23 protein-coding genes are annotated in these 26,393 nt (G+C 66.7%); 13 read left to right on the plus strand and 10 right to left on the minus strand.

The window, feature by feature from the left end; genetic code table 11:
- Window positions 1-159 precede the first annotated feature (159 nt).
- The 6 genes from RZV17_RS15680 to gap all read right to left on the minus strand — a co-directional run bounded on the left by RZV17_RS15680 (window position 160) and on the right by gap (window position 8,473).
- A complete protein-coding gene (locus RZV17_RS15680; RefSeq protein ID WP_355604803.1) occupies window positions 160-807 on the minus strand; it encodes an HAD family hydrolase in 648 nt (215 codons plus the stop codon).
- Complete coding sequence (locus RZV17_RS15685; RefSeq protein ID WP_355604806.1) at window positions 804-1,979, minus strand: phosphoglycerate kinase; 1,176 nt, start codon at window positions 1,977-1,979, stop codon at window positions 804-806. The genes RZV17_RS15680 and RZV17_RS15685 overlap by 4 nt, the downstream gene beginning before the upstream one ends.
- A gap of 436 nt (window positions 1,980-2,415) precedes the next feature.
- Window positions 2,416-3,765, minus strand: a complete 1,350-nt coding sequence (locus tag RZV17_RS15690) for a DUF3999 domain-containing protein (RefSeq protein WP_355604809.1) — start codon at window positions 3,763-3,765, stop codon at window positions 2,416-2,418.
- Window positions 3,762-6,617, minus strand: coding sequence for a DUF2339 domain-containing protein (locus tag RZV17_RS15695; RefSeq protein ID WP_355604812.1), 2,856 nt, complete (start codon window positions 6,615-6,617; stop codon window positions 3,762-3,764). Before RZV17_RS15695 ends, RZV17_RS15690 begins: the two co-directional genes overlap by 4 nt.
- A 180-nt stretch (window positions 6,618-6,797) precedes the next feature.
- A complete protein-coding gene (locus tag RZV17_RS15700) occupies window positions 6,798-7,268 on the minus strand; it encodes a hypothetical protein (protein WP_052077063.1) in 471 nt (156 codons plus the stop codon).
- A 203-nt stretch (window positions 7,269-7,471) separates the two neighbouring features.
- Window positions 7,472-8,473, minus strand: coding sequence for a type I glyceraldehyde-3-phosphate dehydrogenase (gap, locus tag RZV17_RS15705; protein ID WP_039411059.1), 1,002 nt, complete (start codon window positions 8,471-8,473; stop codon window positions 7,472-7,474).
- A gap of 440 nt (window positions 8,474-8,913) precedes the next feature.
- On the opposite strand from gap, the gene RZV17_RS15710 reads away from it, so the two are divergent.
- From RZV17_RS15710 to modC, 8 genes are all read left to right on the plus strand, one after another.
- The gene (locus RZV17_RS15710) at window positions 8,914-9,426 is read left to right on the plus strand and encodes an SgcJ/EcaC family oxidoreductase (RefSeq protein ID WP_104580748.1); all 513 of its coding nucleotides are present in this window, start codon (window positions 8,914-8,916) and stop codon (window positions 9,424-9,426) included.
- A 305-nt stretch (window positions 9,427-9,731) separates the two neighbouring features.
- Window positions 9,732-10,355 carry an OmpW family protein gene (locus tag RZV17_RS15715; RefSeq protein ID WP_039411063.1) on the plus strand — a complete coding sequence of 208 codons (624 nt, stop codon included), beginning with the start codon at window positions 9,732-9,734 and terminating at the stop codon, window positions 10,353-10,355.
- A gap of 119 nt (window positions 10,356-10,474) precedes the next feature.
- On the plus strand, window positions 10,475-11,089 hold the full coding sequence (locus RZV17_RS15720) for an OmpW family outer membrane protein (RefSeq protein ID WP_355604816.1): 615 nt from the start codon (window positions 10,475-10,477) through the stop codon (window positions 11,087-11,089).
- A gap of 84 nt (window positions 11,090-11,173) precedes the next feature.
- Window positions 11,174-11,989, plus strand: coding sequence for a S1/P1 nuclease (locus RZV17_RS15725; protein WP_104580745.1), 816 nt, complete (start codon window positions 11,174-11,176; stop codon window positions 11,987-11,989).
- A 13-nt stretch (window positions 11,990-12,002) separates the two neighbouring features.
- A complete protein-coding gene (locus RZV17_RS15730) occupies window positions 12,003-12,827 on the plus strand; it encodes an MBL fold metallo-hydrolase (protein ID WP_166744843.1) in 825 nt (274 codons plus the stop codon).
- A 73-nt stretch (window positions 12,828-12,900) separates the two neighbouring features.
- On the plus strand, window positions 12,901-13,677 hold the full coding sequence (modA, locus tag RZV17_RS15735; RefSeq protein ID WP_355604821.1) for a molybdate ABC transporter substrate-binding protein: 777 nt from the start codon (window positions 12,901-12,903) through the stop codon (window positions 13,675-13,677).
- 16 nt (window positions 13,678-13,693) lie between these two features.
- Window positions 13,694-14,380 (plus strand): molybdate ABC transporter permease subunit, encoded by a 687-nt coding sequence (gene modB / locus RZV17_RS15740; RefSeq protein WP_184368191.1) that lies wholly within the window; start codon window positions 13,694-13,696, stop codon window positions 14,378-14,380.
- Entirely contained in the window at window positions 14,380-14,994 is a 615-nt protein-coding gene (gene modC, locus RZV17_RS15745) for a molybdenum ABC transporter ATP-binding protein (protein WP_039564329.1), read from the plus strand. The genes modB and modC overlap by 1 nt, the downstream gene beginning before the upstream one ends.
- 102 nt (window positions 14,995-15,096) lie before the next feature.
- Here the strand turns inward: modC and RZV17_RS15750 are convergent, their stop codons facing one another.
- Genes RZV17_RS15750 through RZV17_RS15760 form a run of 3 tightly spaced genes read right to left on the minus strand, consistent with a single transcriptional unit; the run spans window position 15,097 to window position 17,316 of the window.
- Window positions 15,097-15,678, minus strand: a complete 582-nt coding sequence (locus RZV17_RS15750; RefSeq protein ID WP_355604824.1) for a hypothetical protein — start codon at window positions 15,676-15,678, stop codon at window positions 15,097-15,099.
- Window positions 15,675-16,961 (minus strand): TonB family protein, encoded by a 1,287-nt coding sequence (locus RZV17_RS15755; protein ID WP_355604827.1) that lies wholly within the window; start codon window positions 16,959-16,961, stop codon window positions 15,675-15,677. The genes RZV17_RS15750 and RZV17_RS15755 overlap by 4 nt, the downstream gene beginning before the upstream one ends.
- The gene (locus RZV17_RS15760) at window positions 16,951-17,316 is read right to left on the minus strand and encodes a BlaI/MecI/CopY family transcriptional regulator (protein WP_104580740.1); all 366 of its coding nucleotides are present in this window, start codon (window positions 17,314-17,316) and stop codon (window positions 16,951-16,953) included. The genes RZV17_RS15755 and RZV17_RS15760 overlap by 11 nt, the downstream gene beginning before the upstream one ends.
- Before the next feature lie 137 nt (window positions 17,317-17,453).
- Between RZV17_RS15760 and RZV17_RS15765 the strand changes: the two genes are divergently transcribed.
- From RZV17_RS15765 to RZV17_RS15785, 5 genes are all read left to right on the plus strand, one after another.
- Window positions 17,454-19,412 carry an acetyl-CoA hydrolase/transferase C-terminal domain-containing protein gene (locus RZV17_RS15765; protein WP_355604831.1) on the plus strand — a complete coding sequence of 653 codons (1,959 nt, stop codon included), beginning with the start codon at window positions 17,454-17,456 and terminating at the stop codon, window positions 19,410-19,412.
- A 135-nt stretch (window positions 19,413-19,547) separates the two neighbouring features.
- Window positions 19,548-20,723, plus strand: coding sequence for a phosphatidylinositol-specific phospholipase C1-like protein (locus tag RZV17_RS15770; RefSeq protein WP_355604834.1), 1,176 nt, complete (start codon window positions 19,548-19,550; stop codon window positions 20,721-20,723).
- 131 nt (window positions 20,724-20,854) lie between these two features.
- Window positions 20,855-23,569: a TonB-dependent receptor gene (locus RZV17_RS15775; RefSeq protein WP_355604836.1), complete on the plus strand. Its 2,715-nt coding sequence runs from the start codon at window positions 20,855-20,857 to the stop codon at window positions 23,567-23,569.
- 237 nt (window positions 23,570-23,806) lie between these two features.
- Complete coding sequence (locus RZV17_RS15780) at window positions 23,807-24,793, plus strand: L,D-transpeptidase (protein WP_104580852.1); 987 nt, start codon at window positions 23,807-23,809, stop codon at window positions 24,791-24,793.
- A 2-nt stretch (window positions 24,794-24,795) separates the two neighbouring features.
- A complete protein-coding gene (locus tag RZV17_RS15785) occupies window positions 24,796-25,497 on the plus strand; it encodes a M23 family metallopeptidase (RefSeq protein WP_355604840.1) in 702 nt (233 codons plus the stop codon).
- Window positions 25,498-25,606: 109 nt separating this feature from the next.
- Here RZV17_RS15785 and RZV17_RS15790 read toward each other — a convergent pair whose 3' ends face one another.
- Complete coding sequence (locus RZV17_RS15790) at window positions 25,607-26,371, minus strand: SDR family oxidoreductase (protein ID WP_355604843.1); 765 nt, start codon at window positions 26,369-26,371, stop codon at window positions 25,607-25,609.
- Between the last annotated feature and the right edge of the window lie 22 nt (window positions 26,372-26,393).

A 26,393-nucleotide genomic window follows, 5' to 3' on the forward strand; every position in this document is an offset into this window, starting at 1 on the left:
CAGACAGTGCGGGACAGTACGTACGTCTACGCACACGTTGCGCCTGGCAACGTGTGCGGTCGCCACCCTAACCCGATGGCGGTGAAGAGCTGCGTGCCGGGTCGCGCCGTGCAAGGCGCCGGCAACGACCAAGCGAACGCGACGGCCGATGCACACGGATCACGCGTTAATCAACTGCCGCAGTTGCGCCGGCGTCTGCGCGATCGCGCCGGCACCTGCAGTACGCAGTTCGGCCTCGTCGCCGAAGCCCCACAACACGCCGATGCTGTGAATGCCGTGGTGGTTGGCGCCCTCGATATCCATCCGGCGGTCGCCGATCATCACGCAGCCGGTCTTGTCGATCTGCAGGCGGCGCAGCGCTTCGGCGATGAGGTCGGGCTTGAAGCGGCGCTCGCCATCCTCGCTGGCGCCGATCACGTTGTCGAAGCACGCACCGAACGGCAGATGCTCGACGATGCGCCGCGCGTAGCGTTCGTTCTTGGAGGTCACCACGGCCAGCCGATGACCGCCGCGATGCAGGCCGGTGACCACATCGCCGATGTCGTCGAACACGCTCAGTTCGGTCCAGCCCACCGCGTCGTAGCGCGCGCGGTAGAGGCCCAGCGCGCGCTGCACCAGCGCCGGGTCATCCGGAAAGCATTCGGTGAAACTGTCGCGCAGCGGTGGGCCGATCCAGGCGCGCAAGGTCTGCGCAGAGGGACGCGGCTGCCCGATCTCATCGAAGGCATGCACGATGCTGGCGACGATGCCCGGCTCCGAATCGACCAGGGTCCCGTCCAGATCGAAGAACAGCGTGGCTGCGCTCACTTGCCGCGGGCCTCGAGCGCGGCCACGGCCGGCAGGGTCTTGCCTTCGAGGAACTCCAGGAACGCGCCGCCACCGGTGGAGATGTAGGTGACGTCCCGGGCGATGTCGTATTTGTCTACAGCCGCCAGGGTGTCGCCGCCGCCGGCGATCGAGAACGCCTTGGAGCCGGCGATCGCACGTGCCAGCGTTTCGGTGCCGTGGCTGAAGGGCTCGAATTCGAACACGCCGACCGGCCCGTTCCACACCACGGTGCCGGCATTGGCGATCAGCTCGGCGTAGCGCTGCGCGGTCTGCGGGCCGATGTCCAGGATCAGATCGTCCGCATCCACCGCATCGAGCGACTTCACGCTGGCCTCGGCATCGGGCAGGAACTGCTTGGCAACGACTACATCGGTGGGCAGCGGAATCTCTGCGCCACGCGTTTTGGCATCGGCCACGATCTGGTTGGCGGTCGGGATCAGGTCCGGTTCGTTCAACGACTTGCCCACGTCATGCCCGGCGGCGGCGATGAAGGTGTTGGCGATGCCGCCGCCGACGATCAACTGGTCGACCTTGTTGACCAGGTTGGACAACAACTCCAGCTTGGTGGAGACCTTGCTGCCGGCCACGATCGCCAGCAACGGCTTGGCCGGGTTGTCCAGCGCCTTGGCCAGCGCGTCCAGTTCGGCCATCAGCAACGGGCCACCGGCGGCGACCGGCGCGAAGCGGATCACGCCATGCGTGGAGGCCTGCGCGCGATGCGCGGTGCCGAAGGCATCCATCACGAACACATCGCATAGCGCGGCGTACTTGCGCGCCAGCGTCTCGTCGTCCTTGCCCTCGCCGATGTTCATGCGGCAGTTTTCCAGCAACACCACCTGGCCCGGCGCCACCTCCACCCCATCGACCCAGTCGCGCACCAGCGGCACGTCCACGCCGAGCAGCGCGGTCAGGCGCGCGGCCACCGGCGCCAGCGAATCGTCTTCGGTCCAGCTGCCTTCCTTGGGCCGGCCCAGATGCGAGGTGACCATGACCGCGGCGCCCTTTTCCAGCGCCAGCTTGATGGTGGGCACCGAGGCGGTGATGCGCTGTTCGGAGGTGATCTGGCCGTTGTCGATCGGCACGTTGAGATCCTGGCGGATCAGCACGCGCTTGCCGGAGAGATCGAGGTCGGTCATACGGACGATGGACATGGGCTTGGCTCGCTAAGTCTGGGGGATTAGGGGATCGAGATTGCGGATTGGTACACGGCGCCGCGCGTGGGTACATGCCTTGCGCGCGGAGGAATGGCGCTACTGCGCCAGCTTGGCGTGGCGCCGTCGTTCACAACGCTGCCGCCATTGCACCTGCGGCAGACGCCGACGGCAGTGGCTCGAAGACCACGGTCAAGGCGACTGCCTTGGCGGCGGGGATCGGGCAATCAGGGCTCGGAATCGGCCCGCCGCACCGCAACCCGGCGGTGCGCTGGGCGGGCGCCACCGCAACTGAGGAGGGCGCAAACTCTGGTCGGTCGAACACGACGGGCAATGCGGCTGCCTTGGCGACGGGGGATGCCCATTGTCCGGCCTTCGCCCCGATGCGGCAAACCCGCACCCCGGACGCAGCCGGCAACCGCATCCGGCCAAAGGATCAGGCAGGCCGATCGGTGCCGGATGTGCGCAGCAGGCTCAACGCCAGACCGCCCACCAGCAATGCGCCGCCGATCAACAGCGCCCACAGCAGCCAGCGCTTCCAGTCGCGCGGGGTGGTGGCGGGCTGCAGCGCTGCGTCGCCGGCCAATGGCTGCGCCTCTGCAGCCAGGCGCACCGTGGCCGGCTGCCACTGTGCGCCGCGTTCACGTCGTAGCGCCTGCAGCATGGACGCCAGCGGTGCGTCGCCGCGTCGCACGCGTGCGCTACCGGCCACCAGCGCATACGGCGGCTGGCCCTGGGCGAGAAACATCAGCCGCTCCGGCTGGTAGCCCACCCGCAAGCTCGGAACCGCCGGGCTGCGCCCCTGTGCCGCCACCAGGCGCCATTGACGATCGCGCACCGGCGCGGACAACCGCTGCGGCGGCGAAGCACCGGTGCCAAGCCGATACGCCAGCCACGGCCCTGCCCGCCGCAGCCAGGCGGCGGCGTCGGCATCGCGGCTGTCCGCCGTCCATTCCACGGCCTCGGCCTGACCCGCGCCGACATCCAGCTGCGTGACGGGAAAGCGGCCGGGCAGGCGGTAGGTCACGCCCGTGTCCTGTGCGGTGCCCGGCAGCTCCAGCCACGACAGCGGGGTGGGTGCGGTACGCCCGTCCAGTTCTGCCTCGACATTGCGAAGTGTCGGCAATGCGCCGGACACGGGCACCAGACGCAGGTAGCGTGCGCCCTGCTCCAGCGCGATGCGGCGTTGCTGCAGCCGCTGCGCCTGGTTGTCCAGCGCCATGACGGTGGCATCGGAAGCCAGCACGCGCCAAGTGCGCAGATCGTCGCTGCCCTCCACGCGCAGATGGGCCTGCACCGGTGTCTCGCCCGCCCAGTCCAGCCAGAGCGCGCGCGGCCGGTCGCGCAGTGCGCTGGCATCGAGCAACCAACTGCCGCCACTGCCGGACGCCGCGGGCGCACCGGTGGCGAAGCGGCCCTCCAGCCGCCGCACCGCACCGCTGGCATCGCGCTCGGCGATGAGCTGCAGGTCGCCGTTGGCCGCCGCTGCACTTTCGGGCAACGCGAACAACGGCAACCCTTGCCGACGTGGCGCTGCGGCCGGCTCAGCGTCGGCGGCCAGCGGCGCAGTGGGCATTTCTTCGCCACGTGCATCGATCACTGCGACATCGCGCAGCCCGGCGTCGACGGCACTGCGATACACCGCCTCGTTCAACCTCACCTGGTACAGCCCGGCGTCAGAGCCGGCCACCTGCAACGGCCATTGCTGCCGATAGTCCTGCCGCACATCGGCCGCCTGCGCCACCAGCGGCACCAGCAACACCCATCCCCACCGTTTGGTACTCATGCCTGATCCCTTGCCGCGTCAGCGTTGTCGACGGCGCGTTCCTCGACCACCGGACGTGGTGGCGCCGGCGCCAGATACCCCACCACCGTGCACAACAGGCCATAGGCCATGAACGAGCCGATGCCGAGCAGATTGCCCAGATGCTGGCGATCGATCAGCACCAGCTTGGCCAGCACCAGCCCCATCAACAACGCACCGCCCAGCCACAACCCGCGCTGCCCGCGACGCGAGCCGATCACCCAGCCCAGCACACCCAGTACGCTCCATACGATGGTGAGGCTGGTCTGCGACACCATCGCACCCAGCAGCGCGGCATCCCACGGCACCGCGCCCCAGTGATGCACGCTGTGCAGCGTACTGCCGGTGATCAACACCCAGCCCAATACACCGAGCGCAGTGACGCGCCGTGCCTGCAGCATCGACGGCGCAGCGGCCGACCATGCCCAGCGCGCAACCAGCGCGAGCACCGCCAGCTGTGCAAGTTCGGCCGGGTTGAGCAACGGCACCCATGGCAGCGGCGCAGCGCTCACCGGATCGACCAATGCGAGCAACCAGCCGACCCCCAGCACCGCAAGGACGCAGCCCAGCAAGGCAGTGCGGGCCGCATCAAAGTGCACACCTTGTGGCCATGCCAGCCAGCGCCAGCGCAGCAGAGCGGTCGCCGCCACCGCCAGCCATGGTGCTGCCAGCAACGCGCACCGCCAGCCATTGGCGAGCGCGAAGGCATCGGCTAGCCAGGCAATCCCCAACGACGCCACCATCGGCCACAGCAACCACCAGATGAACTGCGCGAGCATCGCGCCGGCGCCCGGCTGTACGCGCAGGCACCACAACGCGCGCGTGCCGGCCAGGGCAAATCCCAACCAGGCCAGTGCACCCCAGTGCGCAAACGGCTGCGTGTGTGCATGGTCCTGCCACAGCGCCAACGGCGCGGCCAGCGCCAGGCCGGCCATGACCGTCCACACCAGCGCCGCTGCCGGACGACGGCGGTGCACCTCGGCCGCCAGCCACACGCTGAGCGCGACAAAGCCGAGCAGCAGGTCCGGCTCGCTGCGCAGGTCGCCGGCAAAGCGCAGGATCTCGTGCACGCCGCACAGCACCCACCATCCCAGGCCCCACAGATACGCCACCAGCGCACGCCGCGGATGTCCTGCATCGCGCAGGAACCAGGCACTGGCCCAGCCGGCAACCGCCAGCAGCATGGTGCTCATGCAGGTGGCGTTGGCCACCGCCATGGCGTCGTTACGCCACGCGTCCACGCCGAAGGCCACGCCAACGGCGGCCAGCAGTTGCAACGCCACGCCACTGACCTGCGAGATACGCCGCCGCTGACGCAGGCCCAGCCACAACAGCCCGGCGCCTTCCAGCGCAAACACGCTGGCGGTGACGCGCGCAGACAACGCCAACGGCACGGCCAATGTCGCAAAACCGACCGCCAGCATCGCGTGCGCCTCGCCAAGCAGGCGCGTGGATGCACGACGCAGCAGCCACGTTGCCAGACCGGCGTACATGCCGGCCACCGCCACCGCGCACAACGCCAGTGTCAGGCGCTCGCCGTCCAGCAGGCGTGCCTGCAACGCAAAGGCGACCAACGGCGTTCCGAACAACAGGCTGCCATCGATGAGCCTGCCCGCACTGCCATCGCCACGCCGCGCATGCAGCACCGGAATGGCCACGTAGATGGCAAAAAACAGCAGCAGGAACGGCTCGGTGCTGGCGAACTTTGCCGGGCTGTACTGCAGCGCGCCCCACAACGTCGCGATGCCGAAGGTGAAGGCGAATCCGAGCAGGTTGAGCACCCGCCACGGCCGCGCCCATGCAATCGCCACGATGCCGGCGTTGAGCACGGCGTAATACGAAAACAGCGCGACATGGTTGCCACTGCCGGTGGACAACCAGATCGGCGCAAGGAAGCCGGCCAGCACACCCAACACGGCCAGCGTGCGCGACTCCTGCAGCACCGCCAGCACGCACATGCCGGCAATCAGCACCACGCTGATGCCCATCGCCAGGCCTGCGCCGAGCAATCCATACAACTTGAACGCGGCGAACACGGTCAACAACAAACCGCCGATCGACCCGCCCTGCAATGCCAGTGCAAAACCCGGCCGCTGCCCGCGCTGCCTCCAGCCGAAGACCAGGCCGGCCAGGGCAAGCACGCTGATGCCGGCCAAGCGCAGTTCGATCGGCATGCGCATCCAGCCCTGATCGCTGGCGTACTTCAGCAGCGACGCCACGCCGGCCAGCAACACCAGCATGCCGACCTTGACCGGCACATTGCCCTCGGTGAACCAGCGCTTCAACGCACTGGCCGCGCGCGCGACTGCACCCGGCTCGGCCGGGATGGGGGGTGACTGCGGCGATTGCGGTTGCGCAGGTTGAGACCGGGTTGCCTGAGCGTGCTGGTCTGGCAATGCCGACGCCGCGTGCGCACCGCGTGCCGTCGCATCTGCAGGGGCCTGCGCAGGCAACGGGGGCGGCACCGCCTTGGAAGCCGCATCAATCACGCCCAGATCCGCAGGCGGATGTGCAACGGCAGGCGCGCTCCCGCCGTCGCCCTGTCGAACAGCGCCAGACCTACCGAACCCAGGTGCATCCGTGTAGGCACCAGCACTCAGAGTGGAATCGAGATCGGGCGCTGCACCAGGCTGCTCCCACGCCCTGCCCTGCGCGTCCACGGACGCATCCGTTCGCGCATCCGCGCCCTCGCCAGTTCCGGCTTGCCACTGCGCCAGCCGCTGCTCCAGCGTCGCCACCCGGCGCCGCAGCCCGGCAATCCACACTAGCGCGACCACCACACCCACCGGCACGGCAAGCAGCACCAGGGCCACCAACACGATCATCGTTTCCAACGCAGCAATCCCCGAGCCGGCATCCAGCCGAATGCGCGAACCATACAGCCTCGGGCCGCGGCTGGGCAGCAATCTGCAGATCATGCCGCTGGTTGGAGAGTGGACAAGCAGCGGCGTTACGCGTGGCTGCAGTGGCGCCTTGCATAAGAAAACGCCCGGAGAACCGGGCGCTTTGAACACTTATTCGCGGTAGCCGCTGTCGTTCTTGTTATGGATGATCCAGATCAGGTTGCCGCCGGTATCCATCGACTTGCCAGCGAAGACCAGACGCCCCTGACCCTTGTAGGCCATCTCATGGCGATAGCGGTCGCCACCATAGAAAAACGGGATAAAGGCCTTGCCGGTGACATACGAACCCTGGTCGGTTGGCTGCCCGATCAGATCGGTCACCTGCTTCATCGGCATCCCGATCTTCAACTGGGTGAACTTGCTGTCCGGTGCCGGCTTGCCGGTGATCTCGCCTTCGTAATCGTTGACGCCCTTGACCGTCTCGCCGTAGCCGGCTTCGACATCGGACGATTTGATCACCTCACCATCGGCATTCATCCAGGCCGGCGTACCGGTCTGCTTCTTGGCCGCCCAGCTGTCCAGCGGAGCTGAAACCGCAATGACCACACCGAACGCCAGTGCGCCCGCAAGAAATTTATTCATCGTCATTCTCTCGATCCATGGAGTTCCCCGATCCTTCGTACACGACACGGGAACGGCCGCCGTGCGGGTGAATTAGCGCACGTGAGTCGGTCAAAGTCCACTTCCGAGCAGCCAGGCAAGGGGCAACAATGCAGGACACACGAAAATTCGTGGCCAAAAAAAAGCCCCGGCATGCCGGGGCCCTTTTATTTCAAGCCAAAAACTTACTTGGCAACCACCCGCACCATTTCCAGGCACTTGTTGGAATAGCCCCACTCGTTGTCGTACCAGGACACCAGCTTGACGAAGGTGGAGTCCAGCGCGATGCCGGCGTCGGCGTCGAACACCGAGGTGCAGGTTTCGCCGCGGAAATCGGTCGCCACGACCTTGTCTTCGGTATACCCCAGCACGCCCTTCAGCGCGCCTTCGCTCTGCGCCTTCACTTCGGCGCAGATCTCGGCGTAGGTGGCCGGCTTTTCCAGTTCGACGGTGAGGTCGACCACCGAAACGTCGGAGGTCGGCACGCGGAAGCTCATGCCGGTGAGCTTCTTGTTGAGCTCGGGAATCACCACGCCCACGGCCTTGGCCGCGCCGGTGGAGGACGGAATGATGTTCTCCAGGATGCCGCGGCCGCCGCGCCAATCCTTGTTGGACGGGCCGTCCACGGTCTTCTGGGTTGCGGTCGCCGCATGCACGGTGGTCATCAGGCCGCGCTTGATGCCCCACTTGTCGTTGATGACCTTGGCCAACGGCGCCAGACAGTTGGTGGTGCACGAGGCGTTGGAGACGATGGCTTCGCCGTTGTAGGTCTTGTCGTTGACGCCGTAGACGAACATCGGGGTGTCGTCCTTGGACGGCGCCGACAGGATCACCTTCTTGGCGCCGGCATCGATGTGCTTCTGCGCGGTGTCCTTGGTCAGGAACAGGCCGGTGGATTCGATCACCACGTCGGCGCCGACAGCGTCCCACTTCAGGTTGGCCGGGTCGCGTTCCTGGGTCAGGCGGATCTTCTTGCCGTTGACGATGAGCGTGTTGCCATCGACCGAGACCTCGGCCTTGAAGCGGCCGTGCACCGAGTCGTACTGCAGCATGTAGGCCAGGTAGTCGGGCTCGAGCAGGTCATTGATGGCCACGATCTCGATGTCATTGGCGAAGTTCTGCACCGCAGAGCGCAGCACGTTGCGTCCGATGCGACCGAATCCGTTGATGCCAACCTTGATTGCCATGTTCACAAGCTCCTGCGGCCGCGACAGCGCGGCGGATGGAAAGGGGCTGCCATTCTAGCAGCGTCCTTCTGGTACGGCCGTGCAGCCGCGTCAGCGCTGGCAGTGCGAAGGGGGAAACGGAAGGAGAGCCGCAGAAGAGGTGGCAACGCCTGCTCTGGTTCGGTAGAGATCGGCACGGTCCGGCGCGGGATGCGGTTGGTGACGGGCCACCTGCCTGCCAAGCAGGCCTGACGATGCCCGCTTGCATGACCAACGCAAACGCAGGCGCATCACACTACGCCACGCGCCGGTCTACTTTGTTTTCCAATAACTTACCTTTCAACCAACTATGCCGAGAAGCGTATTCAGGCATATGCCGACCAGCAGCATTTCGGCACTCCGTGGATTTCGATACTGGCCCTGCCTGCTGAGGCACCCACTCACTCACACGGAGATTCCCCATGCGTCGCACCCTGTTCTCTGTCGCTTTGGCATTGGCCGCCACCCCGGCGCTGGCCGCTGGCGTGATGCATTACACCGAAAAGGCTTCGCTGCCTGCCGACGGTGAAGCGCGCGAAGTCGCTGCGCTGTTCGACACCTGGAACGCGGCCCTGGCCTCGGGCAACCCGCACAAGGTGGCCGACCTGTATGCACCCGATGGCGTATTGCTGCCGACGGTCTCCAACGAAGTCCGCGCGTCACGCTCGCAGATCGAAAAGTACTTCGAGATGTTCCTGGCCAAAAAGCCCAAGGGCGTGGTCAATTACCGCACCGTGCGCGTGCTCGATGACGACAGCGCCGTGGACGCCGGTGTCTACACCTTCACGCTCACCGACAAGGACGGCAAGAAGAGCGACGTGCAGGCGCGCTACACCTTCGTGTACGAAAAGCGCGACGGCAAGTGGCTGATCATCAACCACCACAGCTCGGCGATGCCGGAAGTGGATACACCGAAGGTCGCCAGGGCCAAGTGAATGCGGTCGCATCGCGACACGCCACCCGCTGACTGCGCCCTGGCGCGCGTCACCGTCAGCACACATCCCATGCCGACGGTGGCGCGACCGGCGGCGCACGCCGCACCCGATGCGCCGCGCGCGCTTGATCTCCTCCAGGGCGAGCGCTGCTGTCACACCTGCGACGCAGCGCAGCAGCCGGTGCCTGACCGCCGGCAACGCGCGCATCCATCGCACGCAAGCGGCCCTGGTTTGATCAGGATCAAGGCGTCGCCGGGCCAAACCCACAAGACTTCGTCCATCCCCTGCACACAACGAGAGTTTCCATGCGCATGCGCTCTACCCTCCTGCTCGCCGGTCTGGCCGCCACGTTCGCCAGCGTCCCCGCACTGGCTCAATCCAAGGGCGACTGGACCGTTGCCGTCGGCGCCCACCAGGTCGCTCCCAAATCCGATAATGGCCGCCTGGTTGGCGGCACGCTGGAAGCAGACGTAGGCAAGGACATCAAGCCGACCTTCACCGCCGAATACTTCATCGCCGACAACCTCGGCATCGAGGTCCTGGCCGCGCTGCCGTTCGAGCACGACATCGCGCTGCGTGGACTGGGCCGCGTCGGCAGCACCAAGCACCTGCCGCCGGTGGTGTCGCTGCAGTACCACTTCAACAGCCAGGGCAAGGTGTCGCCCTTCCTCGGCGCGGGCATCAACTACACCCGTTTCTTCAGCACCGACACCCGCGGCGCGCTGGCCGGCAGCGAGTTGGAGCTGGACGATTCATGGGGCCTGGCCCTGCACGCGGGCCTGGACGTCAAACTCAGCGAACGCGGGTCCCTGCGCGTGAATGTGCGCTGGATCGACATCGACAGCGAGGCCCGCCTCAATGGCACCCGGATCGGCACGGTCAACATCGATCCGCTGGTCTATGGCGCGGCGTACGTGCACCGCTTCTGAGTCACAGCGGCAAGCGCGGTGCATCTCTGGCACACTGGCGATCCAGGGACGTGCATCCACCGCCGGAGTTGCGGACAGGTCGGTCACGTCGAACGCCTGTCCGACCTACCGGGGATTCCATGAGCACGTTCATCCGCACCGCCCTCGCCATCGCACTGGCCGCTTCGGCCGCTCCCGCTCTTGCACAGTCGGCCGGCCATTGGACGACCGGCTACGGCGCCGGCTATGTCTCGCCGAAGTCAGACAGCGGCACCTTCGGCGGTGCACGCGGGGAGATCAAGGGCGCGCCTGCGCTGTCGTTCACCTACGAATACTTCCTGCGCAACAATCTGGGACTCGAAGTGCATGCGGCGGTGGCAGGCAAGCACGACATCGAGCTGGAAGGTGCCGGCAAGGTGGGCAGTTACTGGTCGGTGCCGCCCAGCGTGCTGTTGCAGTACCACATCAACGGCTATGGCACGGTGTCCCCGTTCGTGGGCATCGGCATCAACTACACCGCCTTCGTGGGCGAAGACACCGCGCAAGGCATCGGCAACGGCGAGTTGCGCTTCGGTGATTCGGTGGGCGCGACCGCGCACGTCGGTGTGGACTTCATCTTCGATGATCGCAGCGGCCTGCGCATCGACGCACGCTGGACCGACTCGCGCAGCAATGTCGATTTCAACGGCGCACGGCTGGGCAAGGCCCGGGTCGATCCACTGACATACGGCATCTCCTACCTGCTCTATTACTGATCGTGCAGGTGGTCGCCATTGCGCGGCGGCGACATGACTGCAACCGCCATCAAACCGTCCCGGGTGGTTGCGTACAATCGGGGGATGAAGACCTTCTCCCCCGCTTTCGTTGTTCTTGCCGTGGCGCTGACCACGGCGATCCAGCCCATCACCGCGTTCGCCTGGGGCCCGCAGGGGCACCGCCTGGTGGCACGCGTGGCCGAGACCGAACTGAGCCCGCAGGCACGCGCGCAGGTGGCGCAGTTGCTTGCCGGCGAGCCCGATGCGACCTTGCATGGCGTCGCGACCTGGGCCGATGAATTGCGCGAGCACGACCCGGACCTGGGCAAGCGTTCCGGGCCGTGGCATTACGTCAACCTGGGCGAACAGGACTGCAGCTATGCGCCGCCGCGCGACTGCCCGGATGGCAACTGCGTGATCGCCGCACTCGATCGGCAGACCGCCCTGCTGGCCGACCGCAGCCAGCCGCTGGAGGTGCGTCGTCAGGCATTGAAGTTCGTGGTGCATTTTGTCGGCGACATCCATCAGCCCATGCACGCCGGCTACGCGCACGACAAGGGCGGCAACGACTTCCAGCTGCAGGTCGATGGCAAGGGCAGCAACCTGCACGCGCTGTGGGACAGCGGCATGCTCAACGACCGTCACCTCAGTGACGCGGACTACCTGCAACGGCTGCTGGCCCTGCCGGCGGCCTCCGCCGTGTCGCCGGTCCTGCCGCCGCCCGCCGCCGCGTGGGCGCAGGCCTCGTGCAGGATCGCCGTGACCCCTGGCGTCTATCCGGCCACGCACGTCCTGCCGGCCAGCTACATCGCCACCTATCGACCGATGGCCGAGACACAGCTGCGCCTGGCCGGCGACCGATTGGCCGCCGTGCTCAACGCCGCACTGGCCACCCCCTGACCTGGAGACACCGATGCAGCCCGAGGTGCTTGCGTTCTTCCATGCCGAGAGCAACACCTTCACCTACGTGGTCGCCGATCCGGCGTCCGGCGCGGCCGCGGTGATCGATCCGGCACTGGACTATGCAGCCGACAGCGGCCTCATCGAAACCCGTGCCGCGCAGGCCATCGCCGATGCCATCCGGCAGCGCGGCTGGCACCTGCACTGGCTGCTGGAAACCCATGCGCACGCCGATCACCTGTCGGCAGCGCAGTGGCTGAAGCAGCACTGGCCGCAGGCGCGCATCGCGATCGGCGAAGGCATCCGCCAGGTGCAGCAGACGCTTGCACTACGCTATGCGCTGCCGCAGCACTTCCGTGCCGATGGCTCGCAGTTCGATCATCTGTTTGCCGATGACGAGCGTTTCATGCTCGGCGGCATCGCCGCACGCGTCATTGCCGTGCCCGGGCACACCAGCGACAGCATCGCGTACCTGATCGGCGATGCGTTGTTTCCTGGCGACTCGCTGTTCATGCCCGACGCGGGAACCGCACGCTGCGACTTCCCCGGCGGCGATGCACGGCAACTGTATGCATCGATCCAGCGGCTGTACGCGCTGGCGGACGACACGCGGGTGTTCGTCTGCCACGACTATGGCCCCGGTGGTCGGGCCGTGGCGCATGAAACCAGCATCGGCGTGCAGCGGCGCAGCAACATCCATGTGCGCGAGGGCGTGGACATCGAGAGTTTCGTGGCCCAGCGCCAGGCCCGCGATGCCACCCTGCCGGAGCCCAGGCTGATCCGTCCGGCCTTGCAGGCCAACCTGCAGGCCGGCCGCTGCGACGACCTGGCTCGGTAGCCTTCGCTGGCGTTCGCCACGCCGGTCACGGCGCAGCCGCTATGATCGGTGTCTGCCCCTGCTGGAGTTGCCCATGCGCACGATCGGTTTCTGGCAGCGCGCGTTGTGCGTGCTGATGCTTGCCCTGCCCGTATTGGCCGTTGCGCAAGCTGCGCCGGTGACGGTGTTTGCGGCGGCCAGTCTGAAGGAATCGATGGACGAGGCCGCGGCCGCGTTCGAGAAGGCCAACGGCACGCCGGTGCGCGTGTCGTACGCGGCGAGCTCGGCGTTGGCGCGCCAGATCGAACAGGGCGCGCCGGCGGATGTGTTTTTTTCGGCCGATCTGGAATGGATGGACTATCTGCAACAGCGCGGCCTGGTCGCGCCGGCGCAACGCCACGATCTGCTCGGCAACACGCTGGTACTGATCGCGCCGGCCGCCAGCAAGCTGCAGCTGGATCTGCGTACGCCGGGCAGCATTGCCAAGGCGTTGGGCAAGGACGGGCGCATGGCGGTCGGCCAGACCACCAGCGTGCCGGCCGGTAAATACGCGGCCGCCGCGCTGCGCACGCTCGGCCAGTGGGACGCGCTGCGCGCGCACCTGGCCGAGTCGGAGAGTGTGCGGGCAGCACTGATGCTGGTCTCGCGCGGCGAGGCGCCGCTGGGCATCGTCTATGGCTCGGACGCGCGCGCCGACCCCAAGGTGCGCGTGGTGGCCACCTTTCCCGCTGCCAGCCATGCGCCGATCGTGTATCCGGTGGCCGCGCTGAAGAACAGCCGCAACCCGCAGACGGCAGCGTTCGTGCAGTGGCTGCGCAGCGCACCTGCCCGGGCGATCTTCACCCGTCGCGGCTTCTTGCCGAAGGATTGAGGCGCACCGTTTGTCGATGTTCACCCCGGAAGAGCTGACCGCCATCGCCCTGAGTCTGAAGGTGGCCGGCGTGGCCGCGCTGGCCAGCCTGCCCGCAGGGATTGCCTGTGGCTGGCTGCTGGCACGGCGGCGTTTCCCGGGCAAGGCAGTGCTGGACGCGGTGTTGCATCTGCCGTTGGTGATGCCACCGGTGGTGACCGGGTATGCGCTGCTGGTCCTGCTGGGCACGCAGGGTCCGGTCGGCAGCTGGTTGCTGGAACACTTCGGCGTGCAGTTCGCGTTCCGCTGGACCGGTGCGGCGCTGGCCTGCGCGGTGATGGGATTTCCGTTGATGGTGCGCGCGATCCGGCTGTCGATCGAAGCCACCGATCGCCGCCTGGAAGCGGCCGCCGCCACGCTGGGTGCCGGCCCGTGGCGGGTGTTCTTCAGCATCACCTTGCCGCTGGCCTGGCCCGGCCTGGTGGCCGGCATGGTGCTGGCCTTTGCCAAGGCGCTGGGTGAGTTCGGTGCCACCATCACCTTCGTTTCCAATATTCCGGGCCAGACGCAGACGCTGTCGTCGGCCATCTACGGCTTGATGCAGGTGCCGGGCATGGAATCGGGCGTGTGGCGTCTTGCCGGCGTGGCGCTGGCGATTTCGCTGGCGGCCTTGCTGCTGTCCGAATGGCTGGTGCGGCGGCCGCACCCGCGTGAGGAGGACTGATGCTGGAGATCGATCTGCAGCTGCAGCGTGGCCAGTTCCGGCGGCACATCCTCATCCAGGATGCGGCGCGGGTGGTGGCGCTGGTGGGGCCGTCCGGCGCCGGCAAGACCACCGTGCTCAATGCGATCGCAGGCTTGGTGCGCCCGCATGCCGGGCATATCCGCATTGATGGGCGCTGCCTGTTCGACGACCGGCACGGCGTGGACCTGCCCACGCACAAGCGCCGGATCGGCTACGTGTTCCAGGATGCGCGGCTATTCCCGCACCTGGATGTGCGGCGCAACCTGCGCTATGGCCGGCATGCACGGGGGGCGGCGCCATTCGGGTTCGACGATGTGGTGGCCCTGCTCGGCATCGCGCCGCTGCTGCAGCGCCGGCCGCGCAACCTGTCCGGCGGCGAGGCGCAACGGGTGGCGATCGGGCGTGCGTTGCTGTCGCAACCGGCCATCCTGTTGTTCGACGAACCGTTGTCGGCGCTGGACCAGGCACGTCGCGAAGAGCTGATCCCTTACCTGCAGCGCGTGCGCGATGAAATCCGCCTGCCGATGCTCTACGTCAGCCACAACCCGGACGAAGTGCAGCGCATCGCCGACAGCGTGCACGTGCTGGCGTGAGCGCCCCCGGCTGGAGACCCACCCGTTGCAGGGCGGCGTAATCCATCCGCACGCCGAAGACCGACGCAACACCGGCTGACGCAGGCCTGCGAGAAGTTGCCGTCACCGCGCAACCTTGCCGGTACGCACGCTCACCTTGCCCTGCCGCACCTCGAAGGTGAACGCAAACGACAGCGTGACCGGCACCGGTTCCTGCCGCGTCGCCCCGGTGCAGTCATCCAGGGCGGACGGTTGCGCCGCGCCGGGCGCGTACATACACAGGGCCGCCGGGACGAACTGCCAGTGCTGCACCGTGCTGCGTACGGCCTGCATCAGATCCGCATTGCTCGGCAACAGCCCGGCGGCGCACTCGTCGCGATCGGACATCGGGTCCACGCGTTGCACGGCGCCGTCGGCGGACAGGATCACATGCGCACACACGGTGGTTGGCGGCAGGTTCTGGCGTGGCGAGTCCGGCGGCAGCGCCGGCGTTTCGCTGCGCAGCGCGCGTGGCATGCGAAAGCGCTGCGTTTGCGACAGCGTGTAGGAGGCGGTGGAAGCGCTCCCCGCACCCGACTGCGACGGCAACATGCGCTGATCCACCGAATCCTCGCGCTGGTGGCGCTGCGGCTCGGCCACGCGCTGGCTGGCGCATCCGCTGATCAACAGCACAACCACAATCCACCACCCACGCCGGTCGTTCATTGCAGCATCCCCTGCGGTACGCATCCGGTTGTCGCGCAGGCGGCAAGGCGCCCGGACGCTGGAGCATGCCGACCATCACCGCCGGCACCGGTGCCAGTGGCCGGCGGTTCCGGCGGGTCCGGATCGAACCGCACCGGCACGCGTATCTGCGCGGCCACTGGCTGCCCATCCAACAGCGCGGGCTGGAAGCGCCAGTGACGCGCGGCCTCCAGCACCACCTGATCGAATACGCCGGCGGGCCGGCTGTGCACGATGGCGATGTGGTCGGGCGCGCCACGCGGGCTCACCGCAATCTGCAGTTCGACAACGCCACCGAGATTGGCGGCGACCGCGTTCGCCGGGTACCGCGGCGCCTGCATCGTCCTGTAGTCGAAGGCAGCCGCCGAGTCGCGCGTGGCCTGCACAGGCGCAGGCTGGAGCAACCAGCCGCCGACGCTGACCAGAAGCGTCAGCGCCACCACGCTACGCAGGTTCCGGCGTGCACGCCGCGCATCCGGCGCCGGCGCATGCACGGCCGCCAGCCGCTGCAACAACGCAGGCCTCGCCGCCCAGTGGCAGGCCAGCGGCGAGGTGCTGCCGGCGAGCTGACATTTGAGCATCGCACCGGCATAGCGGCGGCGCTGGCCCGGATGGCCTGCCAGAACCGCTGCATCGCAGGCCAGCTCCTGATCCAGGCGAAACGCGCGCCATGCCAGATGCAATAACGGGTGGAACCAGCCAAGGCAGAGCAGCACGCTGGCCAGCAGATTGGCATGCAAATCGCCGCGGCGCAGATGCAGGCGCTCGTGCGCCAGGATCAACGCACGCTCCCCGGCGCTGTAACGCGTGGTGAAATCCCCCGGCAGCACGATCCGCGGGCGCCAGATGCCCAGCGACGCCGGAAGGCCGCCGTCGTGCGTGGCCACCCACACGGTGCTGTCCAGCGCACGCAATGGCCCGAGGCTGCGCACGAAACGCCGCTGTCCACGCCAGAGGGAAAGGCCCGTCAGCAGCGCACCGGCCAGCCACACGTTGAGCAACATGCGCTGCCAGCCGGCCCCCTGCCCGTCCGGATGCGCCGCAACCGGCACGGGCACCAGCGCCGGCATCTTCAACAGCGCGATCTCCATCGAGGGACCTGGCAGCAACGCCGCCACCAGGGCCAGCGGCACCGTGCCCCAGAGTGCATAGGCGGCCCCTGCCCCGAGCCGGCCACGCAGCGGCCGGCGCAGCAGCAGGCAGGCCAGCAGCGCTGCGGTGGTGTAGAGCGCGGCGCGCAGCCACAGCACGGGATCAAGACTCATCGTCCAACTCCTTGAGCAGCCGCCTCAATTCGGCAATGTCGGACGCGCTGAGCTTTCCACGCTCGCTGAAGTGCGCCACGAGCGGCGCTACCCGTCCACCGAACAACCGCTGCAGCAATCCTTCGCTTTGCTGCTGCACCCAGTGCTCGCGCTGCAACACCGGGGTGTAACGGTATCTGCGTCCGTCCTTCTGCGCCGCGATGGCGCCCTTGGTGAGCAGGCGGTTAAGCAGGGTCTTGATGGTCGGCTCGGCCCAGTCGGTGCTTGCCAGTGCCGCTACCACCTCCTCTGCGGTCCGAGGTGCCCGGTCCCACAGCACCTGCATCACCACTGCCTCTGCGTCGCTGATCGCCATGCAATGACACCCGTCATTTTTTTCGATTACGCGCGTAAACGAAACTCATGTCAAGCGCTGACCCAGGCCCATCGCGTGCGGTTGCCGCGCCGGTTCTGCAACACGCGCTCTCCCATCGGCTCGGCTACCCTGCACCGATGACCGAACACCTCACCAGCCTGTCCGCCGCCGTGGAGCGGATCCTGCAACGCATCGATGGCCCGCTCCGGGTGGGCGCGCCACTGGGCATCGGCAAACCGCACCGGTTGTTGAACGCGCTGTACGCGCAACTCAAGGACACCCCGTCACGGCCGCTGGCGCTATACACCGCGCTCTCGCTCAACCCGCCCAGGCCGGGCGCGGGGCTGGAAGGGCGTTTTGCCGCACCGTTCATTGCGCGTCACTTCGGCGAGGAGTTCCCGCGTCTGGCGTACGTGGACGCCATGCTGCGCGACGCCTTGCCCGCGCATGTGCAGGTGGAAGAGTTCTACATGCAGTCCGGCGGGTTGCTGCATTCCATCCAGGCCCAGGCCGACTACACCAGCCTCAATTACACCCACGCCGCCGCGGCAGTGGCACAGCGTGCGCCGAACCTGATCGTGCAGAAGGTCGCACGCGAACCCGGCGGCGCGCGGCTGTCGTTGTCGTGCAACAACGACATCACCCAGGACACCCTGGACGCGGTGCAGGCGCTGGGCCTGCCGCGTCCATTGCTGGTGGCCGAAGTGGACCCGCAGCTGCCGTGGATCGGCGGCACGGCGGCGGTGGATGTGGCGTTCTTCGACCTGGTCATCGACTTGCCCGGCCCGTCGCCGCGGCTGTTCGGACTGCCGCGGCAGCCGGTCACCAGCGTCGATTACGCCATCGGCCTGTATGCGAGCACGCTGGTACGCGATGGCGGCACGCTGCAGATCGGCATCGGCACCCTGGCCGACGCGCTGAGCCATGCGCTGGTCCTGCGGCATACCGACAACGCCACCTATCGGCGTGTGCTGCAGGCGTTGGATCCGGATCTGGAACAGCACCCTGCCGTACGCGCCAGCGGCGGCCTGGCGCCGTTTGAGGTCGGCCTGTACGGCTGCAGCGAAATGCTCAACGAAGGCTTCAAACAACTGGTGGACAGTGGCGTGATCCGCCGCAAGGTGCACGACGATCTACCGCTGATGCAGCGCATGGCCGACGGCCGCGCCGACGCTGCCGACCACGCGCGGCTGGCGCAGGAGGGTGAGTTCCTGCATGGCGCGTTCTATCTTGGCTCGCCGGACTTCTATCAATGGCTGCGCGACCTTCCGCCCGCCACGCGCGCTGCCATCGGCATGCGCCGCATCAGCCAGATCAACCAGCTCTACGGCGGCAATGAAGCGCTGGAGCGCTTGCAGCGCCACGATGCGCGCTTCTTCAATTCCTGCATGATGGCCACCGCGCTGGGCGCGGCGGTGTCCGACGGCCTGGACGATGGCCGCGTGGTCTCCGGCGTGGGCGGGCAGTACAACTTCGTGGCGATGGCGCATGCCTTGCCACAGGCACGCAGCACGTTGATGCTGCGTGCCACCCGCGAGACCGGCACACATGCGGCCAGCAATGTGCGCTGGAATTACGGCCACACCACCATCCCGCGCCACCTGCGCGACCTCTATATCACTGAGTACGGCATCGCCGATCTGCGCCACAAGACCGACCAGGACTGCGTGGTGGAAATGGCCGCCATCTGCGATGCGCGCTTCCAGGACGAGCTGCTTGCCCAGGCGAAACAGTCGCGCAAGCTGCGCACCGACCCGGTGCTGCCCGCGCGTGCGCAACGCAACACGCCACAGGCACTGGAACAGGCGCTGGCGCCATTTCGACGCGACGGCAGCCTGCCCGATTACCCGCTCGGCAGCGACTTCACCGAGATCGAGCAACGTCTGCTGCGTGCATTGAGCTGGCTCAAATGCGCAACAGCTGGCACCGGCGGAAAAGTCGCCACGGTGTGCCGCGCACTGCTCGCACGCAAAGCGTCGGATGCGAATGATGTTGCCTGCCTGCAACGCATGGCGCTGCGTGCGCCACGCAGCCTGCGCGACCACGTGCAGGCGCGGTTGCTGACCTATGCGCTGCAACAGACCGCCCCGTCATGAAAAATAGTGTCACGATGTTGCAAACGACACGAACCGATTGCAGCAAGACCTGACGCATCACGGACACACTGCGGAAAGATATGCGTCAAGCTGGGCCGCGATGATGGCGACCTCGTCGCTTTCCGGCTGTGCTGCATGCATCTTTTTGGCGCTTTTACTGCTGTCACGTCAGGCATCACCCGCAAACCGAAGCTGGTGCGCGCGAAGCGAAGAACCACCACGCGTATCGTCTTCTTCACCGCGCTGGTGCTGAGCAATATTGCCGCGCAAGCTGCGCCGCGTCTCACCGATCTGCAGTACATCGGCAGCCACAACAGCTACCACGCCGGCTTTGCACCCAGCGAAGCGGCTGTGTTGAAGCAACTTGACCCGGCACTGTTTGCTGCACTGGATTACCGCCATCCCGCATTGACGCAACAACTCGACGCTGGCGTGCGCCAACTCGAGCTGGACGTCTTCGCCGATGCACAGGGCGGGCGCTATGCGCACCCGTCCATCGTCGCGCAGATCGCCAAAGCCGGACTACCGGCCGCACCGGCAAGCGCGCCGGCCGGGGTGATGGAGACGCCGGGCTTCAAGGTCATGCATGTGCAGGATCTTGACCAGCGCAGCAATTGCCAACCGTTGATTGCCTGCCTGCAGGACATCCGCACCTGGTCGAAGCAGCACCCGGGTCATGTGCCGATCTTCATCCTGCTGGAAACCAAGCAGGCGCCGATAGCGCTGGCATTCCCCACTACGCAACCCGAACCGTTCGACACAAAAGCGATGGATGCGCTGGACGCCGAACTACGCTCGGTGTTCCAGCCCGGTGAGTACATCAGCCCCGATCAGGTGCGGGGCAGCGCGCGCACCCTCAATGCAGGCGTGCTCACGCATGGCTGGCCGTCGTTGGATCAAGCGCGCGGCAAAGTGGTGTTTCTGCTCGACCAACGCGCTGCAGGCGCCAGCTACCTGCCCGGCCATCCATCGCTGCGCGGCCGCGTGTGTTTCACCAACGCGGTACCGGGCGAGGACGATGCGGCATTTGTCGAGCGCAACGACGGCCCCGTCGATGACATCGCGCAGTTGGTCAAGGCCGGTTATCTGGTGCGTACGCGTACCGATGCCGACCTGAAAGAAGCGCAGCGCAACGACACCTCCCGGCGCGATGCCATGCTGGCCAGCGGCGCGCAATTGCTCAGTACCGATTTCCCGATCAATGAGCCGGCCGATAACGGCTACGTGGTGCGCTTCGATCATGCTGCGGTGGCGCGCTGTAATCCGCAGCGACCGCGCGTGCACTGCAGCGGCCTCGACCTGCGCCACTGAGCGCCGCGCCGCGCATACACGCGCCAGCTGCCCCACGCATCAGACCTGTCGCAATGGAAGGCGTCGGCGATCTAAGCCCGCGCCCGTTCACCGGATGCGGGCACTCCTTCCCACTTCCGCGAGCCCTCAACATGCAGTCTTTCCGTCCCTTCCATCGCCTGAGCTGTGCCATTGCCGTGGTGCTTTCCGCACCAGCGTTTGCACACGCTGCAGAGCTGACCACCACCACGTTGGATTCGGTCAACGTGCAAGCCACCCACGCCGCAGCGCCTGGATCGCTGAATGAGCAGCGCGTGGCCAACAGCGTCAACAGCGTAATGAGCAAACAGCAGATCGACGCGATTCCTTCCGGTGGCATCGCCGACGTGGTCTCGCACATGCCGGGCTTGTCGGCCTACAGCGACATGCATCTGGGCCAGGCCACCACCGGCGAAAATGCCTACGTCAGCATCCGCGGCATGGACGCCAGCTATAACGCGTACACGCTCAATGGCTTCGCCATGCCGGAAACCGACTCGTCCACGCGCGCGATCTCGTTGAACATGCTCGCGCCGTTCGGCATCCAGTCGGTGCAGGTGTCCAAATCGCCCACGCCCGATATGCCGGGCGATTCCATCGGCGGCGCCATCGACATGCGCACGCCGAATGCCTTCGATTTTCCGCAGGATGTCTATGCCAGGACCACCGCGCGCGGCCAGCTCAATGCATTGGCCTCGCATCTGGGCGGTTCCGATGGCGGCGGCACCGTGCAGCAGGAGCTGGCCTGGATGTTCGGCGACGGGCACGCGTTCGGGTTGTATGCCTCGGCGTATTACGGCAGGAACAACAACATGGCGCAGGCCCCGGCGCCCAACAGCAAATACGTTCCGGCCGACCCGGCGCTTGCCGACGCCAGCGACCTGCGCAACGTCGGCCCGTTGATCAGCACCCGCTACAAATACAGCCTCTATACCAGCCAGATCGAGCGTTACGGCGGCAGCCTCTCGCTGGACTGGCAAGGCGACACCAGCGCCCTGTATGCGCGTGCCATCTATGGCAGCTACGGCGTCACCGGCCAGCAGGATCAGTCCAGCGCGCGCCTGGAGACCATTCGCACCCAGCCCACCGCCGTGCGCGGCGGCTACTTCAACACCCACGACATCGACGAAACCCTGGCGACGCTGCAGCTGGGCGGGCAGACCACCCTGGATCGTCTGCGCTTCGATTACGGCAGCTCGTTCGGTCGCGGCACCCGCAATCGACCGGACTATGTGTCGGCCAGCCTGTATGGCTTTACTCCCGGCAGCTTCGCCTTCGACCTCAGCGACCCCACCTACCCGAGCATCGGCCCGAGCACGTCGGCCTTGAAGGACTTCTTCTACGACCTGGATTCGTCATTGCTGTGGAAGGTGCAGGGCCACGATGCCGGCAGCCACGATAACCGCGCCAATGCGCACACCGACATCACCTATCGCACCGACGGTGCGGTGCTGGACAGCGTCAAGCTGGGCCTGTCGGCCGATCGTTCGGCACGGGAGGCGTACGATCATCCGTTCTTCCACAAGGACGGCAACTTCGTCACCAACGGCCCCTATTTCGGCGGTCCCAATTACGCATTTCCCACCGCCGGCGGCCCGCCGCTGAGCGCGATCCCCGGGCGGCTGACCTACAACGCATTCGACGGCCACTATGCCGGCCCGTTCAAGCTGCTGGATCGCCGCTGGATGCGCGCCCAGGCCGTGCCGTACAAATACATCGACGATCCGAACGGCGCCGGCCGCTACACCGCCAACGACTACAACGCCAACACCACCTCCAGCACCGAGGCGATCTACGCCGGTTATGCGATGACCGCCTTGCACCTTGGTTCGGTGAGCATCCTGCCCGGCGTGCGTTACGAACTGACCCGCTACTCGGCCGATGCGTGGCAGTCCAGCGGCGATGGCGTCACCGGCCGCTTTGTCGGGACCGGCAGCACCTATGGGCAATGGCTGCCGGGTGTGAGCATCAACTATCGCCCAGACGATCTCACCGTGTATCGCGCCTCGTTCCGGCGCAGTTTCAGCCGCCCGGCATTCGGCCTGATTTCCGGGCAAACCGTGTATTCCATCGACGACACGCAACAGGTGGTCGGCATCTCCAAGCCCAATCCGGATCTGCAGCCAAGCAAGGCCGACAACGCCGATCTGTCTGCCGAGTTCTACGACCACAGCGGCGGTGTGCTCAGCGCCTCCACCTACTACAAGCGCATCTCCGGCTTCATCTATACCTCGCAATCGGCCACCAGCAACGACAACACGCTGGGCGGCCTGGTGCCGACCGGTACCACCTTCGAAAACGGCGTGCCGGTGACCATGCCGCAGAACGGCGGCACCGCAACGCTCTACGGCCTGGAGTTGGCAGCGAGCAAACGGCTGCAGCAATTGCCGGGAATCTTGAGCAACCTGGGCGTCACCGCCAACCTCACACTGCAACATAGCCAGGCAGACAGCAGACGCAGCGATCAGCCGGAAAAGACCTGGCTCCCACGTGCACCCGAACGCCTTTACAACCTGGACCTGTTCTACGACGACACGCACCTGCGCACCGACCTGAGCTACAACTACACCGGCCTGCAATTGCTGGGGCTGACCACCGACCGGCTCAACTACTACCTGCAGCCGGTGAAGTCGCTGGACTTCAATGCCACCTATCACCTGCCGCACCATGTGGATGTGGGCGTGTCGGCCAAGAACCTGCTCAACGCCGCCACCTTCTACGAGACCCAGGGCAAATCCAGGCGCTACATGGCCTACGATCCCGGCGCCGACGGTGCCTATGTGCAGACCGGGCGCGTCTACATGCTCACGCTGGGCTACACCTACTGATGCCCGCCTGCGTGCCTGATTCCCGGCAATGCATCCGCCGGCGCAATCCCCGCCTCTCCCCATTCCCCATTCCCCATTCCCCATTCCCGATTCCCGATTCCCGATTCCCGATTCCCGCCAGCCATACCCTGTCGAAGCCAAACCGCCTGCCCACCGCTCAGTTCCGGTGCAGCCATTTCACGCAGAAAACGCAGCCGGCTGCGGCAAGGTGCGCGCATGTCTCCCTTGGATCTGCACATGCCATCACGCTCCTATGCTCGTGTCTGCTTGCTTGCCCTGGCGCTGAGCGCGTCGCTGCCTGCGCTGGCGCAGGCACCGCAACCTGCGGCGGCCGCTGCGCCGGCACCGGCAGCGGCGCCTCCTGCCAAGCAGGTGGACACCGGGCCGCGATCGGATCTGCATGCGCAGGTGCTGCTGGACCGCGCGCATTTTTCCCCGGGCGAGATCGATGGCGAACGTGGCTCCAACCAGAAGCGGGCGGTGTCCGGCTTTCAGGCTGCACACAAGATCAAGGTGACCGGCGAGCTGGATGACGCCACCTGGCAGGCGCTGCAGGCCGACAGCACGCCGGCGCTGGTGCAGTACACGCTGACCGACGCCGACGTTGCCGGCCCCTTCCAGCCGATTCCCAAAGGCCCGGCCGAGCAGGCCACGTTGTCTGCGCTGGGCTACGCATCGGTGGACGAGGCGCTGGGCGAACGTTTCCATGCCGCGCCGGAACTGCTGCGCCAGCTCAACCCCGGCGTGGAGCTGGGCAAGGCCGGCAGCGTCATCCAGGTGCCGAACATCGACGGCGTCGCGCCCCTGGCCAAGCCGGCCAAGCTGGTAGTGGACAAGTCCGAATCGACGCTGCGCCTGTTCGATGCCGACGGCAAGGTGTATGCACAATTCCCGGTGTCTTCCGGCAGCAAGCACGATCCGCTGCCGATCGGCCGCTGGAAGGTGCTGGGCGTCGCGCGCGACCCGGTGTTCAAGTACAACCCCAAGTTGTTCTGGGACGCGAAGAAAGACGACAAAAAAGCCACGTTGCCGGCAGGCCCGAACAACCCGGTCGGGCGCGTGTGGATCGATCTGTCCAAGCCGCACTACGGCCTGCACGGCACGCCGGAACCGGGCCACGTGGGCAAGACCGAATCGCATGGCTGCGTGCGCCTGACCAACTGGGATGTTGTCAATCTGGCCAGCGTGGTCGGTCCGTCCATGCCGGTGGTGATGCAGGAGTAAGCATGAAACTGCTGATGATCTTGATCGCAGGCGTGGCGATCGGCGCAGGCGGCTATTGGTGGCTGGAGCGCAGCGCGCCCGAGGCGCAGGTGCCGTCGCCAGCGACCGCTGCACCGAGCGTTGCAGCGCCGTCCACGGCGACCGCGGCCGTGTCGGCAGCTGCGCCTGCACCCGCACCCACCGTCCCGGCCGCGGCAGAGCCCGTGAGCGCTGCCCCGGCACCTGCCGCCTCAGCCCCGGCGGCCGATGCGTCGGCGGCCGGCTCCGGCCTGCTGATTCCGGTGCAAGGCATCGGCCGTGAGCAGTTGCAGGACACCTTCACCGATGCGCGCAGCGAAGGCCGGGTGCATGACGCCATCGATATCCTGGCACCGACCGGCACACCTGTACTTGCGGTCGCCGACGGGACGGTGGAAAAGCTGTTCAACAGCGAACGCGGCGGTCTCACCGTGTATCAGTTCGCGCCGGGTGGCACGTACTGCTATTACTACGCCCATCTGGAACGCTATGCCGATGGGCTTGCAGAGACGCAATCCGTCAAGCGAGGCCAGGTCATCGGCTATGTAGGCAGCACCGGCAACGCAAATCCGGCCGCGCCGCATCTGCATTTCGAAATCCACCGCCTGGGGCCGGAAAAGCAGTGGTGGAAAGGCGATGTGCTCAATCCCTATCCCATCCTGCATGGCGACCAGCCACTGCAGTGATTCCCCTGACGCTGCGCGCTCATACCGGAGTGCAGCGTCATCGCGGCTGGAACTGCCGCACGCGGCGATGGCGTTCTGACCGACGACATCGCCGCACTGCGGAGACGCCTCAGATCAGCATCCCGCCGGAGACTTCGATGCGCTGTGCGTTGATCCAGCCCGTGCCCGGCGCCAGCAAGGCCGCCACCACCGGCCCGATATCGTCCGGCAGGCCCGTCCGGCCCAACGCGGTGACCGAAGCCACCATCGCATTGACCTGCGCGTTGTCGCGCACCGTGCCGCCGTTGAAATCGGTCTCGATCGCTCCCGGCGCCAACGTGTTGGCACGGATGCCGCGTGCACCCAGCTCCTTGGCGAGATAGCGGGTAAACACTTCCACCCCGCCTTTCATCATCGCGTAGGCGGAGGCACCCGGCAGCGCGAAGCGCGCCAGCCCGCTGGAGACGTTGAGGATGCGTCCACCGTCGGCGATCAGTGGCAACAACGCCTGGGTCAGGAAGTACGGCCCCTTGAGATGGGTGTCGACCAGCGCGTCGAACTGCGCCGGCGTGGTGTCGGCGATGGCGGCATGCAGGCCGGTGCCCGCGTTGTTGACCAGCGCATCGAACTGGATACGCCCCCACCCGGCCAGCACCGCCTTCAGCTGACTGGCGAATCCTGCAAAGTCATCGGCCTTGGCGACATCCAGCTGCAACGCGTGCGCGCGCCGGCCCAACGATTGAATCTGCGCCACCACCGCTGCGGCTTCGTCGGCCTGGCTGCGGTAGGTCAGCACGATGTCGTTGCCATCGGCAGCGAGCGCAAGCGCGGCATTGCGCCCCAGCCCGCGGCTGCCGCCGGTGATCACGGTGATGGGTGTGGAGGTGGTCGACATGGGCAAACTCCTGGGGTGATGA

The organism is Xanthomonas cannabis (assembly GCF_040616535.1).
Classification (GTDB): Bacteria; Pseudomonadota; Gammaproteobacteria; order Xanthomonadales; family Xanthomonadaceae; genus Xanthomonas; species Xanthomonas cannabis.

What these genes read in the sequence shown, in the direction of transcription:
- RZV17_RS15685 (WP_355604806.1), bottom strand. Translation starts at nt 1,979, where the DNA reads ATGTCCATCGTCCGTATGACCGACCTCGATCTCTCCGGCAAGCGCGTG.
- RZV17_RS15690 (WP_355604809.1), bottom strand. Translation starts at nt 3,765, where the DNA reads ATGAGTACCAAACGGTGGGGATGGGTGTTGCTGGTGCCGCTGGTGGCG.
- RZV17_RS15700 (WP_052077063.1), bottom strand. Translation starts at nt 7,268, where the DNA reads ATGAATAAATTTCTTGCGGGCGCACTGGCGTTCGGTGTGGTCATTGCG.
- gap (WP_039411059.1), bottom strand. Translation starts at nt 8,473, where the DNA reads ATGGCAATCAAGGTTGGCATCAACGGATTCGGTCGCATCGGACGCAAC.
- RZV17_RS15710 (WP_104580748.1), top strand. Translation starts at nt 8,914, where the DNA reads ATGCGTCGCACCCTGTTCTCTGTCGCTTTGGCATTGGCCGCCACCCCG.
- RZV17_RS15715 (WP_039411063.1), top strand. Translation starts at nt 9,732, where the DNA reads ATGCGCATGCGCTCTACCCTCCTGCTCGCCGGTCTGGCCGCCACGTTC.
- RZV17_RS15720 (WP_355604816.1), top strand. Translation starts at nt 10,475, where the DNA reads ATGAGCACGTTCATCCGCACCGCCCTCGCCATCGCACTGGCCGCTTCG.
- RZV17_RS15725 (WP_104580745.1), top strand. Translation starts at nt 11,174, where the DNA reads ATGAAGACCTTCTCCCCCGCTTTCGTTGTTCTTGCCGTGGCGCTGACC.
- RZV17_RS15730 (WP_166744843.1), top strand. Translation starts at nt 12,003, where the DNA reads ATGCAGCCCGAGGTGCTTGCGTTCTTCCATGCCGAGAGCAACACCTTC.
- modA (WP_355604821.1), top strand. Translation starts at nt 12,901, where the DNA reads ATGCGCACGATCGGTTTCTGGCAGCGCGCGTTGTGCGTGCTGATGCTT.
- modB (WP_184368191.1), top strand. Translation starts at nt 13,694, where the DNA reads ATGTTCACCCCGGAAGAGCTGACCGCCATCGCCCTGAGTCTGAAGGTG.
- modC (WP_039564329.1), top strand. Translation starts at nt 14,380, where the DNA reads ATGCTGGAGATCGATCTGCAGCTGCAGCGTGGCCAGTTCCGGCGGCAC.
- RZV17_RS15750 (WP_355604824.1), bottom strand. Translation starts at nt 15,678, where the DNA reads ATGAACGACCGGCGTGGGTGGTGGATTGTGGTTGTGCTGTTGATCAGC.
- RZV17_RS15755 (WP_355604827.1), bottom strand. Translation starts at nt 16,961, where the DNA reads ATGAGTCTTGATCCCGTGCTGTGGCTGCGCGCCGCGCTCTACACCACC.
- RZV17_RS15760 (WP_104580740.1), bottom strand. Translation starts at nt 17,316, where the DNA reads ATGGCGATCAGCGACGCAGAGGCAGTGGTGATGCAGGTGCTGTGGGAC.
- RZV17_RS15765 (WP_355604831.1), top strand. Translation starts at nt 17,454, where the DNA reads ATGACCGAACACCTCACCAGCCTGTCCGCCGCCGTGGAGCGGATCCTG.
- RZV17_RS15770 (WP_355604834.1), top strand. Translation starts at nt 19,548, where the DNA reads ATGCATCTTTTTGGCGCTTTTACTGCTGTCACGTCAGGCATCACCCGC.
- RZV17_RS15775 (WP_355604836.1), top strand. Translation starts at nt 20,855, where the DNA reads ATGCAGTCTTTCCGTCCCTTCCATCGCCTGAGCTGTGCCATTGCCGTG.
- RZV17_RS15780 (WP_104580852.1), top strand. Translation starts at nt 23,807, where the DNA reads ATGCCATCACGCTCCTATGCTCGTGTCTGCTTGCTTGCCCTGGCGCTG.
- RZV17_RS15785 (WP_355604840.1), top strand. Translation starts at nt 24,796, where the DNA reads ATGAAACTGCTGATGATCTTGATCGCAGGCGTGGCGATCGGCGCAGGC.
- RZV17_RS15790 (WP_355604843.1), bottom strand. Translation starts at nt 26,371, where the DNA reads ATGTCGACCACCTCCACACCCATCACCGTGATCACCGGCGGCAGCCGC.